This is a genomic window from Brucella gallinifaecis, assembly GCF_006476605.1.
GTDB classification, from domain to species: domain Bacteria; phylum Pseudomonadota; class Alphaproteobacteria; order Rhizobiales; family Rhizobiaceae; genus Brucella; species Brucella gallinifaecis.
In genome coordinates, this window is the sequence record NZ_ML636804.1 from 292236 (window position 1) to 307656 (window position 15421).

Sequence of the window (15421 nt, forward strand, 5' to 3'; positions counted from 1 at the left end):
AATAGATTTATGAAACAGCCCCGGTTAATCCGGGGCTTTTGAGTTTAAATATAAGGTGAATAGCACTGACGGCGTGGGCCATAATTGGGCTGGAACGTATTGTCATAAGCCCGATATGAGCGATAACGGTTGTAGCACCAGCGCACATGCGCGTTGCTGCGTCGATATATCGGTGCTGCGCGATAGCGCGGCGGATGATGACGATAACGTGGAGGCGGACCCCATTTTCGATAATGTGGCCGGTAGTGAGGGCGATAACGCGGCGGATGGTGTCGCCAGCCACGTCGATCCTGACGGTAATCATGATATTGAACGGCCTCGACAGGCGCCTTTATACCATGCATGACAGCGGGTGTTATGCGTTTGGTTGGCTGTGCCGCACCTGCATTTGCTGCCATAGCAGTGACGCCTATAGCCAGTGACAGACATGCTGCGAAAAAGGATGATACAAGCCTTTTCATCAATTTTTCCTTTATAATTAAAGGGTTTATCTTCAATGTCACTGGCAATATCTTGATCGCCCATTGTGGCGGTCTGGTGGCTGGGGACACTCACTTTTTCTTCGCATTCGCAACACATCAGTGATGGCGCAAACAGTAATTGAAAACAAAGCATTATAATTGACATAAAGATATGTTTATGTCATTAAGTTGCTTTATGCGCCGCCTGTTCGTGAAGAGCGGATAAGTGTGCGTTAAACAAATTGGTAGCGCATTTCCACAAATAGGCTGAGCATTTTCAATGACTCAAAATAGACCGGAAATGCTCTGGAATACAGGCGGTAATCCCCCATGACGTCTTCTCTCGATAATCTTTTTGGTGCAACGGCAGCAAAGCCGGATGGCAGGCAAGTGCTGGCAGCACTGACAAAGGCCGCTCAAGAGCGCATTCTGATTCTCGACGGTGCCATGGGAACGCAGATTCAAGGGTTAGGCTTTCACGAAGAGCATTTTCGTGGGCAGCGTTTTGAAGCCTGTGATTGCCAGCTTCAGGGCAATAATGATCTTCTGACGCTCACCCAGCCAAAGGCGATTGAAGAAATTCATTATGCCTATGCCATGGCTGGCGCCGATATTCTCGAAACCAATACATTTTCTTCGACCACTATCGCGCAGGCCGATTATGGCATGGAGGATGCGGTCTATGAACTGAACCGTGATGGTGCGCGTCTTGCGCGGCGTGCTGCAATTCGTGCGCAGCAGAAAGACGGTCGCCGCCGCTTTGTTGCAGGCGCACTCGGACCGACAAACCGTACTGCGTCTTTGTCGCCGGATGTCAATAATCCCGGCTATCGTGCCGTTACATTTGATGATCTGCGCATTGCCTATGCCGAGCAGATTCGAGGCCTGATTGATGGCGGCTCCGACATTATTCTGATCGAAACCATCTTCGATACGCTGAACGCCAAGGCCGCAATTTTTGCAGCCGAAGAAGTGTTCACGGAAAAGGATGTGCATCTGCCGGTGATGATTTCCGGCACGATCACCGATCTTTCAGGTCGCACGCTTTCCGGTCAGACACCGACAGCTTTCTGGTATTCGTTGCGTCATGCAAGACCTTTTACGATTGGGCTTAACTGTGCGCTGGGTGCCAATGCAATGCGCGCACATCTGGCAGAAATAGCTGGCATTGCCGATACATTTGTCTGCGCCTATCCCAATGCCGGTCTTCCAAATGAATTTGGTCAGTATGACGAAAGCCCGGAAGCCATGGCTGCGCAGATCGAGGATTTTGCGCGTGAAGGTCTGGTGAATGTGGTGGGTGGCTGTTGCGGGTCAACGCCGGACCATATTCGTGCAATTGCTGCAGCGGTTGCCAAGCATCCGCCGCGCAAGCCGGTCAAGGTGCCGCCTTTGATGCGTCTGTCCGGTCTTGAGCCTTTCACGCTGACCAGAGATATTCCTTTTGTCAATGTTGGCGAACGCACCAATGTCACGGGATCGGCGCGTTTTCGCAAGTTGATCAAGGCTGGCGATTATTCGACAGCGCTTGATGTGGCGCGTGATCAGGTGGAAAACGGCGCACAGATCATCGACATCAATATGGATGAAGGCCTGATCGACAGCCAGAAAATCATGGTTGAATATCTCAATCTGATTGCGGCTGAGCCGGATATTGCGCGTGTGCCGGTGATGATCGACAGCTCCAAATGGGAGGTGATCGAGGCTGGTTTGAAATGCGTGCAGGGCAAGCCGATTGTCAATTCGATTTCGCTCAAAGAAGGCGAGGAAGCTTTCCTGCATCATGCGCGTCTGGTGCGTGCCTATGGTGCGGCGGTTGTCGTCATGGCCTTTGATGAGACCGGACAGGCCGATACAGAGCAGCGCAAGGTCGAAATATGTACCCGTGCTTACAAGATATTGACCGAACAGGTTGGTTTTCCGCCGGAAGATATCATCTTCGATCCGAACGTCTTTGCGGTCGCGACCGGCATTGACGAGCACAATAATTATGGCGTCGATTTTATTGAAGCGACGCGCCGCATTACCGAAACCTTGCCGCATGTGCATATTTCGGGCGGTGTCTCAAACCTGTCCTTCTCGTTCCGTGGCAATGAACCGGTGCGCGAAGCAATGCATGCTGTCTTCCTTTACCATGCCATTCAGGTTGGTATGGATATGGGTATCGTCAATGCCGGGCAATTGGCGGTTTATGACACAATCGACCCCGAACTGCGCGAAGCTTGCGAAGATGTGGTGCTGAACCGCCGTGATGACGCAACAGAACGGCTGCTCGAAATTGCGGAGCGTTTCCGCGACAGCGGCACAAAAGAAGCAAAGACACAGGATCTGAGCTGGCGTGAATGGCCGGTGGAACAGCGGCTTTCGCATGCGCTGGTCAATGGCATTACCGAATATATCGAAGCTGATACTGAAGAGGCGCGTCTTGTGGCTGAACGTCCGCTGCATGTCATTGAAGGCCCATTGATGGCCGGCATGAATGTGGTTGGTGATCTGTTTGGGTCGGGCAAGATGTTTTTGCCGCAGGTGGTGAAATCTGCCCGTGTGATGAAACAGGCTGTGGCGGTCCTTCTGCCTTATATGGAAGAAGAAAAGCGCCAGAATGGTGGAGAAGGCCGCCAGAGCGCTGGCAAAGTGCTGATGGCTACCGTTAAAGGCGACGTGCATGACATTGGCAAGAATATTGTTGGCGTTGTTCTTGCTTGCAACAATTACGAGATCATTGACCTTGGTGTGATGGTGCCGGCACAGAAAATTCTTGAAACGGCAAAGGCTGAAAATGTTGATGTGATTGGTCTGTCGGGACTTATCACGCCGTCGCTTGATGAGATGGTGCATGTGGCGGCTGAAATGGAGCGCGAAGGCTTCAATGTGCCCTTGCTGATTGGTGGTGCGACAACCAGCCGTGTGCATACAGCCGTAAAAATTCATCCGCGTTATGAGCGCGGGCAGGCGGTCTATGTGGTTGATGCCAGTCGTGCGGTGGGTGTGGTCTCCAATCTGCTGTCACCTGAAAACAAGGCGGATTATATAGAAGGCATCCGTGCTGAATATGCCAGGGTTGCAGCAGCCCATGCACGCAATGAAGCGGAAAAAAAGCGTCTGCCTTTGGCCCGTGCCCGCGAAAATGCCCATAAGCTTGACTGGGATGCCTATACGCCGCCAAAGCCGACATTCCTTGGCACGAAAACATTCGATAATTACGATCTTTCAGAGATTGCACGCTATATAGACTGGACACCATTCTTCCAGACATGGGAGATGAAAGGGCGCTTTCCGGCCATTCTCGACGATGAAAAACAGGGCGAGGCGGCGCGTGCTTTGTGGAATGATGCGCAGGCCATGCTTGCAAAGATCATAGAAGAGAAGTGGTTTGCACCACGTGCTGTTATCGGTTTCTGGCCTGCCAACACGGTGGGGGACGATATTCGCCTCTTTACCGATGAAAGCCGGAAAGAGGAGCTGGCGACTTTCTTCACGCTGCGTCAGCAATTATCAAAGCGTGATGGTCGTCCGAATGTCGCCATGTCTGATTTTGTAGCCCCGGCTGAGAGCGGCAAGCAGGATTATGTTGGCGGCTTTGTTGTTACGGCGGGTATTGAGGAGGTGGCAATTGCCGAGCGTTTTGAGCGGGCAAATGATGATTATTCGTCTATCCTCGTCAAGGCTTTGGCTGACCGCTTTGCAGAAGCTTTTGCAGAACTGATGCATCAGCGTGTGCGCAATGAGTTCTGGGGCTATGCACCGGGCGAAGATCTCACAAATGATGATCTGATCCATGAGCGTTATGCAGGTATCCGCCCGGCTCCGGGCTATCCGGCACAGCCGGACCATACGGAAAAGAAGACCCTGTTTGAATTGCTTGATGCAACCGCGCAAACGGGTGTTGAGCTGACAGAAAGCTATTCCATGTGGCCGGGGTCTTCCGTATCGGGCCTTTATATTGGTCATCCCGAGAGCTATTATTTTGGTGTCGCCAAGGTGGAGCGTGATCAGGTCGAGGATTATGCCAGCCGCAAGGGAATGCGCGTTGAGGAAGTCGAGCGCTGGCTTGGACCGATCCTCAATTACATTCCCGGCCAGACGCCGGAGCCGGTTGACGCGGCAGCCTGATCAAAATTATGGAATAAGTATAAGCCCCGCATTGCGGGGCTTATTTATTTAATGTTACTTAAACTTGAACTATTTTAAATAAGTATCAGTTTTGTGAAATTTATAAAACTATTGAAATCAATATATATGGATGATGTGTATTTTATATGTTATATAATACAGGTGGCTCACGGAATTGTGGTCGATAAATACATATGCGGGTTCCGGCGCCATAGAATCCTGAAAATTATTATTTGTTTGTCTGGTCGTTTATTCGACACAGAATGCACCTGTTTGATCAAAATTAGAATGCATCCCGGAACGTGTAAAACGGTTCTCGTATAAGGATGCATATTCAAACGAGGAATTAGAGCGCATCCCGAAAAGTGTGAAACGGTTTTCGGGCAAAGATGCGCGTCAAAACAAATATTTAGAGCGCTGATCTGATTCAATCAGAACGAAACGCGCTCTAACCGAATTATCTGGTTCATTGAAACAATAATAGGATTCCAGCTATGAAATGGGAAGATTTTTGTGAGACTGTCCAATCATTCGATAATGCAGAAATTTTGTTTGAACATATCAAGTCTTATGCGGCAGAGCTTGGTTTTGCCTATGTTTCCTATGCCATGTGCGTGCCGTCGCTGGATAGTGTCTCACGCTGGATACGCTTTGAAAATTTGCCTGAAGCCTGGCAACAGCATTATGCAGCAAAAAAATATCTTGAAATCGATCCCATTATGCGATGCGGGATAAACAGTATTGAACCACTTGTTTGGTCTGAGAAACTTTTTGCTGAAGCGCCACAGATTTGGCGCGATGCGCAGAAGTTTGGACTGCGTACCTGTATCACCCAGCCATGCTGGGCTGCGCAGGGCGTTTTTGGCATTCTTACATTTGCGCGTGATAAGCCAGCCTTGTCAGAAGGCGAGATTTCAATGTTGCGGCGCCAGATGCAGATTGTGACCAATCTTTTGCATTTGGCCATGTATGAGCATCTCGATGTTCCAAAAATCAATTGTGCGGCAGAAGTCAATCTCACACTGCGCGAGCGCGAAATCCTGCGCTGGACGAGTGAAGGCAAGACGGCCGAGATCATCGGCACAATCCTCAATATCTCGACCCGGACTGTGAATTTTCATATCAGCAACCTTCTCACCAAACTAGTTGCTGTTAACAAGGTGCAGGCCGTTGCCAAGGCGCGCACTTTTGGTTTTCTCTGATGGCTTTTATCCTTTGGCGGTTTGCTCCAAAGGACAATTTACTCCTCTGAAATTCGCTAAATACTACAAATTTAGTAGTATTTTCCGTAACTTGGCCAAAAAACGGACTTTTCAGTTTGGCGCAAGTTTGTTTCTGTTATCGCCTGAAAACAGGGATGTTTTCGCTTAACCCCGGCAGAATACGCGATAGCATACTTTTCCTTTTGAGCGGTCTTTCACGACAATGCGCATTGAGTGGTTTTCCAACGCCTGCGCCGGATCAAACCTCCCGTCAATATTCTTTTCGAGCTGGTTTCCGGGAGAAACAGACGTGCATCATGCATCCCTGAGTAAAAACCTGACGCATCTTGAGCGTCTGGAAGCAGAAGCAATTCATATTTTTCGCGAGGTTGCGGCAACATTTTCCAATCCGGTTATGCTTTATTCGGTGGGTAAGGATTCCTCCGTCATGCTGCATCTGGCGATGAAGGCTTTCTATCCGGCGCCGCCGCCTTTCCCTTTCCTGCATGTCGATACGACATGGAAATTCCGCGAGATGATCGAGTTTCGCGATGCGCAGGCCCGAGAAAAGGGCTTTGAGCTGCTGGTTCATATCAATGAAGATGGTGTGCGCGATGGCGTTGGTCCATTCACCCATGGCTCGAATGTCCATACCCATGTCATGAAGACGCTCGGGCTTAGACAGGCACTTGATAAATACAAATTTGATGCGGCCTTTGGCGGCGCACGACGTGATGAGGAAAAATCCCGCGCCAAGGAGCGTATTTTTTCGTTTCGCAATGCCCGGCATGGCTGGGACCCGAAGAACCAGCGCCCGGAAATGTGGAAAATCTATAATACCCGCGTTGCAAAAGGTGAATCTATCCGTGTGTTTCCACTTTCCAACTGGACCGAACTGGATATCTGGCAATATATTTTGCAGGAAAATATCCCGATTGTGCCGCTTTATTTTGCAGCCTCCCGTCCGGTGGTCGAACGCGATGGCATGTTGATCAAGCGCGATGATGACCGCATGATTCTTCGTCCCGGCGAGAAGGTGGAGGAACGGCTGGTGCGCTTTCGCACGCTTGGCTGCTATCCGTTGACGGGTGCCATTCAATCAAGCGCCAGCAATCTTTCTGATATTGTTGAAGAAATGCTGATCGCCCGCACCTCCGAGCGTCAGGGCCGTGCCATTGATCGTGATGAGGCAGGCTCGATGGAAAAGAAAAAGCGCGAGGGCTATTTCTGATGAATGCCATTTTGAAGCCTTCTGTTACCAGTGCTGCTGTGAGCGATTTTCTTGCCGATCAGGAACGCAAGACGATGCTCCGCTTTCTGACCTGTGGTTCGGTCGATGACGGAAAATCCACGCTGATCGGGCGTCTTCTCTATGACACCAAGCTGATCTTTGAGGACCAGCTTGCGACATTGAAAAACGACAGTCGCAAATTCGGCACCACTGATGATGATTTCGATTTTGCGCTGCTGGTCGATGGTCTGGAAGCCGAGCGCGAACAGGGCATCACCATTGATGTGGCCTATCGCTTTTTCTCGACACCGCGCCGCAAATTCATTGTGGCTGATACGCCGGGGCACGCGCAATATACGCGCAACATGGCGACTGGCGCGTCAACGGCAGACCTTGCAATCGTGCTGATTGATGCGCGTCAGGGTGTGCTGACACAGACGCGCCGCCACAGCTTTATCGCCTCGCTTTTGGGCATCCGGCATATTGTGGTGGCGGTCAACAAGATCGATCTGGTTGATTTCTCACAAGACACATTTGACCGGATCATTGCGGATTATATGGGTTTTGCCAGGGATCTGGGCTTTGCCAGCATTCAGGCCATTCCGCTGTCTGCCCGCTTTGGCGATAATGTCAGCAGTCTTTCGCCGCGTACCGATTGGTATAAGGGTCCATATTTGCTGGAACATCTGGAAAGCGTGCGTCTTGATACGGATGCTATCGGCAAGCCGTTTCGTTTTCCGGTGCAATATGTGAACCGGCCCAATCTTGATTTCCGCGGCTTTTCCGGCACGGTTGCATCGGGTTCTATTGCAAAGGGCGACAGGGTTGTGGTTGCCAAATCGGGCAAGCAATCAAGGATCAAACGTATCGCCACCTATGATGGCGATCTTCTGCGTGCAACCGAGGGTCAGGCGGTTACGCTTGTGCTCGAAGACGAGATCGAAGTCTCGCGCGGTAATATGCTGGTGGCGGCGGAAGCGCGGCCTGAAGTGGCGGACCGTTTCAGCGCCAATCTGGTCTGGTTTGGTGAGGAGGCCTTGCATCCGGGCCGTTCCTATCTGCTGCGCACCGAAACCGATCAGACGCCGGTGACAATCAGCGAGATAAAATATCGCACTGACGTCAATACATTTGCGCGTGAAGAAGCATCCCGGCTTGATTTGAATGAAGTCGGCCTTTGCTATCTTCAGACGGCAGATCAGATCGCGTTTGATCCCTATGCGGATAACCGCGCAACCGGCGCTTTTGTGCTGATTGACCGCCTCACCAATGCGACCATTGCTGCCGGCATGATTGAAAGCGCATTGCGTCAGGCGAGCAATGTGCATTTGCAGGCTTTCGACCTCGACAAGCAGACACGTGCCGCGCAAAAATTTCAAAAACCGGCGGTGCTCTGGTTCACGGGCCTGTCCGCATCCGGCAAATCCACAATCGCCAACCGGCTCGAACAGCGACTTCACGCGTTAGGCAAACACACCTATCTGCTGGATGGCGATAATATCCGCCATGGTCTCAACAGTGATCTTGGCTTTTCTGATGCAGACCGGGCCGAGAATATCCGGCGCGTTGGCGAGGTGGCGGGACTTATGGCTGATGCCGGGCTGATCACGCTTGTATCCTTCATTTCGCCATTTCGCGCTGAACGTGAGCGTGTGCGCTCGCGTCTTCCCGAGGGTGAGTTTATCGAAATATTTGTCGATACGCCGATTGAGGAATGCATGGCACGTGATCCCAAAGGGCTTTATGCACAAGCGCTTCGCGGTGAGATCAAGGCCTTTACCGGTATTGATTCGCCTTATGAAGCTCCCCTTTCGCCGGAACTGCATCTTCATACCGCAGGACGCGACATTGACGCGCTTGTCGCGGAGGTAGAAAACTATCTCACAGAGCGTGGTATTATCGGCAGCTATGGCAGTGATTCCTGGTCGATTTGAAAAATGATAACAGCAACCTATCCAATAGCCGATCCAAGCGGCAAAGCCTTGCTTGCAACGCTTGAAGATACCGTGCTTGAGGCCGGTCGTGTCATCATGCGGTATTATGTGGATGGCTGTGCGGTCTATTCCAAGGAAGACCACTCGCCAGTAACGCAAGCAGATCAGGCAGCAGAAGCAATAATTCTCGCAGCCCTTGCAGCGATCGCGCCGGATATTCCGGTGGTCGCTGAAGAGGAAGCTGCCGCAGGCCGATTGCCAACCCGTCTGGGGCGGCATTTTTTTCTGGTTGATCCGCTTGATGGCACGCGGGAGTTTTTACTGCGTAATGGCGATTTTACAGTCAATATTGCGCTGATCGAGGATGGGATTCCGGTGTTGGGGCTGGTTTATGCGCCAGCGCGTAACCTGCTTTATGTGGGGGATCGTGAAGCTGCGCAGGAAGTGGCAACATCTGCCGATCATCAGATCACAAGCCGGCGTCCGATTACAGCCCGCATTGCGCCGCCTGAAAAGGTCGTGGTGTGCAGCCGCTCCCACCTTACGCCTGAAACAGAGAAATTCCTGAAACGCAATCACAGCGGCAAATGCGTTTCGGTGGGGTCATCGCTTAAATTCTGCATGATTGCGCGTGGTGAGGCAGATTTATATCCGCGTTTTGGCCCAACGATGGAGTGGGATACAGCAGCAGGGGATGCCGTTTTGCGTGCAGCCGGCGGTATGACCACGACACTCGACGCAAAGCCAATAATCTATGGTGCACGCTTTGATAGCACTGTTAAAGGCTTTTCCAATCCGGAATTTGTGGCTTTCGGAGCAGGAGAAGTGCCTGTTTTTGCATAGATAAGCCAGCTAACCAGCTGATAAGAAAAAATAGCTGAAAAAATCAGGATGTTCCTCTTGCGGGTTCAAAAGAGCGGCGCTATAAGCCGCTCACAGCCGGTTCATAGAGTCTCGGTTTTGTGGTCGCGGAGCGTAGCGCAGCCTGGTAGCGCACCTGATTTGGGATCAGGGGGTCGGAGGTTCGAATCCTCTCGCTCCGACCATTTTCTCCACAAATAATGAAAAAGCGCTCGCTTTGTCAGGCGAGAATCTTTGCTCTATATAATTTTAATTTGATCAGTTCTTCTCCGTGTCAATAATGGGTCCTGACCCTAAATGATGGACGGAGAACATATGATTATGCCTGTTTTGTCATCAGGCGGTTGCTTTCTTTTGCAAAACAACGAAATTACCAACCTGTTGTTAGAATAATTCCATATCGGGAACACCATGCAGCTTACCCCACGTCACAATGCAATTCTGGACATCGCGCGTCGACAGGGGCAGGTGCTGGTGGATGATCTGGCCGTTGCTTTCGATGTAACGCCGCAGACCGTACGCAAGGATCTCAATGACCTTTGCAAGGCGCGATTGCTGCGCCGTATCCATGGTGGTGCGCTTTATCCGTCTGGCGTTGAAAATATGGAATATGAAGCACGTCGCCGGATTGCAGCCCATGAGAAAGAACTGATCGGCCGGGCGGCAGCCGCAATGATTCCTGATGGTGCGTCACTGTTTATCAATATCGGCACAACCACCGAAGCTGTCAGCCATGCACTGGTTGACCATAATAATCTGATGGTGATCACCAACAATATCAATGTCGCCAATACGCTGCGCGTCTATCCTGAGATCGAAGTCATTATTGCAGGTGGTGTCGTGCGTGCGTCTGATGGCGGTATTGTTGGCGAGGCGGCGGTAGATTTCATCCGGCAGTTCAAGGTCGATTACGCAATCATTGGCGCTTCCGCAATGGATGAAGATGGCGCATTGCTTGATTTCGACTTTCGTGAAGTCAAGGTTGCACAGGCGATTATCGCAAATGCCCGCCATGTCATTCTGGTAAGCGACTCAACCAAGTTCGAGCGCACAGCCCCTGTGCGTCTTGGCCATATATCGCAGGTTCATACTTTTATCACCGATTACTGCCCATCACGGCAATTGCGCGATTATTGCCGTGAAAACGAGATCGGGCTGATTGAAACGGCAGCGGCTCATAATTCAGAAGAGAAAGAATTTTAGTTTCGTTCATTTTCGTTTTGCTTTCGTATGAAATAAATTATATTCGTTTGGTGTTTGAAGATGGTCTTCAGGATTCACCATGGCGCAGCATGAAATATTCGACATTTTCGTAATTGGTGGCGGCATCAATGGTTGCGGCATTGCACGCGATGCGGCTGGTCGCGGCTTTCGCGTTGGTCTTGCCGAGATGAATGATCTGGCAAGCGGCACCTCGTCCCGCGCGACCAAGCTTATTCATGGTGGTCTGCGCTATCTTGAGCATTATGAGTTTCGTCTGGTGCGCGAAGCATTGATGGAGCGCGAAGTGCTCTGGGCCAATGCTCCGCATATCATTCATCCCATGCGTTTTGTGCTGCCCTATCATAAAGGCGGTGTGCGTCCTGCATGGCTGCTGCGCCTTGGTCTGTTTCTTTATGACCATCTGGGCGGGCGTAAAAAACTGCCTGCCACTACCACGCTCAATATGCGCACTGATCCCGTCGCCGCACCGCTCAAGCCACTTTTTACCAAGGCTTTTGAATATTCGGATTGCTGGGTTGATGATGCACGATTTACAGTATTGAATGCGCGGGATGCTGCTGATCGCGGTGCGATGATCCGCACGCGCAGCAAGGTCGTCTCTGCCCGCCGTGATCATGCAGCCTGGACCATAACGCTCGAAAATATCGATACGGGTCTGCGCGAAGAGTTTCATTCGCGCCTGCTGGTCAATGCTGCCGGTCCATGGGCTGATAAGCTACTGCAAGATGTGGAAGGCGATCGCCAACTGCATAATGTGCGTCTGGTGCAGGGCAGCCATATTGTGGTGCGTAAAAAATTCTCCGATCCGCGTTCCTATTTCTTCCAGAATAATGACGGGCGCATTATTTTTGCTATTCCTTATGAGGATGATTTTACGCTGATTGGCACCACTGATCAGGACTATCAGGGCGATCCGGCCAAGGTGGCAATCACTGACAAGGAAACTGATTATCTCTGCGCTTGTGCCAGTGAATATTTTCGTGAGCCTGTAAGGATTGAAGATATTGTCTGGACCTATTCCGGTGTGCGTCCGCTGTATGATGACGGGGCAAGCAAGGCGCAGGAAGCAACCCGCGACTATGTGCTTAAAGATGATGCCCCGCAGGGAATGGCGCCATTGATTAATGTGTTTGGCGGCAAGCTGACCACATCGCGCAGGCTGGCCGAACATATGCTGGAAAAGATCGAGCATTACCTTGGCAAGAAAGCTGCGCCATGGACACATGCTGCCCCTTTGCCGGGTGGTGATTTTGAAGCAACGGCTTTTGAGAGTGAGCTTAAAAAGCTCAAAGCTGACTACCCGTTTTTAACAGCAGCGCATGCCCGTCGGCTGTTCAGGCTTTATGGAACCCGTGCACGTATTATACTTGGAAAATCCAGCTTATTATCTGATCTTGGCCAGCATTTTGGTGCGGATCTCTATGAGGCTGAACTGCGTTATCTCATGGCGCATGAATGGGCATATACAGCAGAAGACATTCTCTGGCGCCGGACCAAGCTTGGTCTTCGCATGAATGCGATAGAGGTTGCAGCTCTCACGGCTTTTATCGAAGCGTCCAAAGTCGCATAAGGGTGCGCTTGCAAGCAGCTCTATAAAAAGCCATTATATTCTTAGCAGGTGGTTTCCAGCCTTTCTGGGAGGAAAACATGGGTGCACCGCAAGACAGAATTCATGCTGATCGTATTCAGTCCGCGATAGATACGGGCGGTGCGGCTCGTTCAGCACTGATTGCTTCGTGGCGACGATCTTCCCGCCTTTACGGACTGGACCCTGCAGAAAACAGGTCGGTCCAGACGCTTTCCGATCGTGAGCTGCGCATGGCGCGTGAGCGTATGGAGCGTATCATCAGCATTGCACAGGCCAGCATGGATCGGCTTTATATGGCTGTGGGCGGTGTTGGCTGTTGTGTGCTTCTGGCGGATAGCGAAGGGGTGCCGGTCGAGCGCCGGGGGGCCGCGAGCGATGACGATACGTTTTATGACTGGGGTCTGTGGACGGGTGCAGTCTGGAGCGAAGCAGTTGAAGGAACCAACGGAATCGGTACCTGTCTTGCCGAACAGCGGGCGCTGACCATCCATCGGGATCAGCATTTTCACACGCGCAATATCGGTCTTTCCTGTACCGTGGCTCCCATTCATGATCATCAGGGGCGCTTGATGGCTGCCCTTGATGTCTCGTCCTGTCGCAGTGATTTGACCGAAGCCTTCGCCCAGCTTATCTCGGTTGCGGTTATTGATGCTGCACGCCGCATCGAGGCTGAGAATTTCCGGCAGGCTTTTCCCGATGCGCGCATTATGCTGGCACCGGGTGCTGACAGAACAGGTGGTGCACTGATTGCGGTTGATAAGGATGACCTTGTCATTGGTGCGACGCGGGCGGCCCGCCTTTCGCTGGATTTGACCGATGAAGCGCTTGCGACAGCACTTCCCGCCGCGGATATTCTTGGCTGGAACGCCGACCCGCGTGAAGAGATGGCAGTTTCTGAACGAAGTGTCATTCTGCGTGCCATTGCCCGCGCCGATGGCAATGTGTCGTCGGCTGCCAGGCTTTTGGGCATCAGCCGGGCAACGCTTCATCGCAAGCTTAATCGCCTGAAAATTATCAGACCCAATTAGTTTTTCGAATGTGTCTCATTATTGAGACACATTGATGTCGCATATTATCAAGCGCTGGATGACTCCTCCCAAGAGCCGCGCCACATTATGTCTGAAACGCCGTTGGAGCGGCGTTGAATCCTGGGAGGAATGTCATGAACAAGGTTGAATTTCATCGCTCTGTAAAGCCGGAGTTTGCCAAACGCTATGGCAATTTCATCGGCGGTAAATGGGTGGAACCCAAATCAGGCCGCTATTTTGAAAACACATCTCCTGTGAATGGTCAGGTGCTCTGCGAAGTGGCGCGTTCGGAAGCGGCTGATGTTGAGGCAGCACTTGATGCGGCGCATGCAGCCAAGGACGCATGGGGCAAGACAAGCCCGGCGGAACGCGCTGTAATTCTCAACAAGATTGCAGACCGTATTGAAGAAAATCTGCCTAAACTGGCGGCAGCCGAAACATGGGACAATGGCAAGCCGATCCGCGAAACAACCAATGCCGATCTGCCGCTGGCGATTGACCATTTCCGCTATTTTGCCGGTGCCATTCGTGCACAGGAAGGCGGCATTTCCGAGATCGATCATGATACGGTTGCCTATCATTTTCATGAACCACTTGGCGTTGTCGGTCAGATCATCCCGTGGAATTTCCCGCTTTTGATGGCTGTGTGGAAACTGGCTCCAGCGCTTGCCGCCGGTAATTGCGTGGTGTTGAAGCCTGCTGAACAGACGCCGGCCTCGATCCTTGTTCTGATGGAAGTGATTGGCGATCTTCTGCCGGCAGGCGTACTCAATGTGGTCAATGGTTTTGGCCTTGAAGCAGGCAAGCCGCTGGCATCCAGTCCGCGCATTGCAAAAATCGCCTTTACCGGTGAAACGACGACCGGTCGCCTGATCATGCAATATGCCAGCCAGAACCTTATTCCGGTGACGCTGGAACTGGGTGGCAAGTCGCCCAATATCTTCTTCTCCGATGTGATGGCTGAAGATGATGACTATCTGGACAAGGCAATCGAAGGCTTTGTCATGTTCGCATTCAATCAGGGCGAAGTCTGTACCTGCCCAAGCCGTGCACTGATCCATGAAAAAATCTATGACAAATTCATGGAACGGGCATTGAAGCGTGTTGAGGCTATCGTTCAGGGTGATCCGCTTGATCCGGCCACCATGGTTGGTGCGCAGGCATCGGGCGAGCAGCTCGAAAAAATCCTGAGCTATATCGATATTGGCAGGCAGGAAGGCGCAGAAGTGCTGACCGGTGGTGAGCGCAATGCGCTGGCGGGTGATCTTGCCGGCGGTTATTATGTCAAGCCAACCGTATTCAAGGGCACCAACAAGATGCGGATTTTCCAGGAGGAAATTTTCGGTCCTGTTGTTTCGGTTACGACCTTCAAGGATGATGCCGAAGCACTCGCCATTGCCAATGACACGCTTTACGGTCTTGGTGCCGGTGTCTGGACCCGTGACGGCACACGCGCCTATCGCTTTGGCCGGGCTATTCAGGCGGGTCGCGTCTGGACCAATTGCTATCATGCCTATCCGGCCCATGCGGCATTTGGTGGCTACAAGCAGTCCGGTATCGGTCGCGAAAACCACCTCACAATGCTCGACCATTATCAGCAGACCAAGAATATGCTGGTGAGCTATAGCCCGAAGAAGCTTGGTTTCTTCTAAAAAAACAAAGTGCCCTGCGGAATTTTTCCGCGGGGCGCGGGCGCGCACGTGCGTGCGCTGTTCGGGCAATTTTACAGATTTTTACGGCGCTAAAAAAATCACACAGATGCCGTTGCCCTGTTTCCTC

Annotated in this window: 10 protein-coding genes and 1 tRNA gene; 10 read left to right on the forward strand and 1 reads right to left on the reverse strand. The window is 51.7% G+C overall.

The features are described from left to right. Positions 1 to 44 precede the first annotated feature (44 nt). Positions 45 to 461 (reverse strand): BA14K family protein, encoded by a 417-nt coding sequence (locus tag FHY56_RS09650; protein ID WP_140904949.1) that lies wholly within the window; start codon positions 459 to 461, stop codon positions 45 to 47. A gap of 330 nt (positions 462 to 791) precedes the next feature. Here FHY56_RS09650 and metH point away from each other — a divergent pair, with 330 nt between their 5' ends. From metH to adh, 10 genes are all read left to right on the forward strand, one after another. Further along, positions 792 to 4574, forward strand: a complete 3783-nt coding sequence (metH, locus tag FHY56_RS09655) for a methionine synthase (RefSeq protein ID WP_140904950.1) — start codon at positions 792 to 794, stop codon at positions 4572 to 4574. 494 nt (positions 4575 to 5068) lie between these two features. After that, entirely contained in the window at positions 5069 to 5776 is a 708-nt protein-coding gene (locus FHY56_RS09660) for a LuxR family transcriptional regulator (protein WP_140904951.1), read from the forward strand. A gap of 310 nt (positions 5777 to 6086) precedes the next feature. Beyond that, on the forward strand, positions 6087 to 7007 hold the full coding sequence (gene cysD / locus FHY56_RS09665) for a sulfate adenylyltransferase subunit CysD (RefSeq protein ID WP_140904952.1): 921 nt from the start codon (positions 6087 to 6089) through the stop codon (positions 7005 to 7007). Beyond that, positions 7007 to 8941, forward strand: coding sequence for a sulfate adenylyltransferase subunit CysN (gene cysN, locus FHY56_RS09670; RefSeq protein WP_140904953.1), 1935 nt, complete (start codon positions 7007 to 7009; stop codon positions 8939 to 8941). Before cysD ends, cysN begins: the two co-directional genes overlap by 1 nt. Positions 8942 to 8944: 3 nt before the next feature. Continuing rightward, on the forward strand, positions 8945 to 9784 hold the full coding sequence (cysQ, locus tag FHY56_RS09675; protein WP_140904954.1) for a 3'(2'),5'-bisphosphate nucleotidase CysQ: 840 nt from the start codon (positions 8945 to 8947) through the stop codon (positions 9782 to 9784). A 126-nt stretch (positions 9785 to 9910) separates the two neighbouring features. After that, positions 9911 to 9987, forward strand: a tRNA-Pro gene (locus tag FHY56_RS09680). 226 nt (positions 9988 to 10213) lie between these two features. Next, on the forward strand, positions 10214 to 11005 hold the full coding sequence (locus tag FHY56_RS09685; protein ID WP_140904955.1) for a DeoR/GlpR family DNA-binding transcription regulator: 792 nt from the start codon (positions 10214 to 10216) through the stop codon (positions 11003 to 11005). 79 nt (positions 11006 to 11084) lie between these two features. After that, positions 11085 to 12596, forward strand: a complete 1512-nt coding sequence (gene glpD, locus FHY56_RS09690) for a glycerol-3-phosphate dehydrogenase (RefSeq protein ID WP_140904956.1) — start codon at positions 11085 to 11087, stop codon at positions 12594 to 12596. A gap of 77 nt (positions 12597 to 12673) precedes the next feature. Further along, positions 12674 to 13642 carry a GAF domain-containing protein gene (locus FHY56_RS09695; RefSeq protein ID WP_140904957.1) on the forward strand — a complete coding sequence of 323 codons (969 nt, stop codon included), beginning with the start codon at positions 12674 to 12676 and terminating at the stop codon, positions 13640 to 13642. 134 nt (positions 13643 to 13776) lie between these two features. Continuing rightward, positions 13777 to 15294, forward strand: a complete 1518-nt coding sequence (adh, locus tag FHY56_RS09700) for an aldehyde dehydrogenase (RefSeq protein ID WP_140904958.1) — start codon at positions 13777 to 13779, stop codon at positions 15292 to 15294. Positions 15295 to 15421 lie beyond the last annotated feature (127 nt).

Coding starts and splice junctions, on each gene's coding strand:
- FHY56_RS09660 (WP_140904951.1), top strand. CDS start 5,069: ATGAAATGGGAAGATTTTTGTGAGACTGTCCAATCATTCGATAATGCA.
- FHY56_RS09685 (WP_140904955.1), top strand. CDS start 10,214: ATGCAGCTTACCCCACGTCACAATGCAATTCTGGACATCGCGCGTCGA.
- FHY56_RS09695 (WP_140904957.1), top strand. CDS start 12,674: ATGGGTGCACCGCAAGACAGAATTCATGCTGATCGTATTCAGTCCGCG.
- metH (WP_140904950.1), top strand. CDS start 792: ATGACGTCTTCTCTCGATAATCTTTTTGGTGCAACGGCAGCAAAGCCG.
- glpD (WP_140904956.1), top strand. CDS start 11,085: ATGGCGCAGCATGAAATATTCGACATTTTCGTAATTGGTGGCGGCATC.
- FHY56_RS09650 (WP_140904949.1), bottom strand. CDS start 461: ATGAAAAGGCTTGTATCATCCTTTTTCGCAGCATGTCTGTCACTGGCT.
- cysQ (WP_140904954.1), top strand. CDS start 8,945: ATGATAACAGCAACCTATCCAATAGCCGATCCAAGCGGCAAAGCCTTG.
- cysN (WP_140904953.1), top strand. CDS start 7,007: ATGAATGCCATTTTGAAGCCTTCTGTTACCAGTGCTGCTGTGAGCGAT.
- adh (WP_140904958.1), top strand. CDS start 13,777: ATGAACAAGGTTGAATTTCATCGCTCTGTAAAGCCGGAGTTTGCCAAA.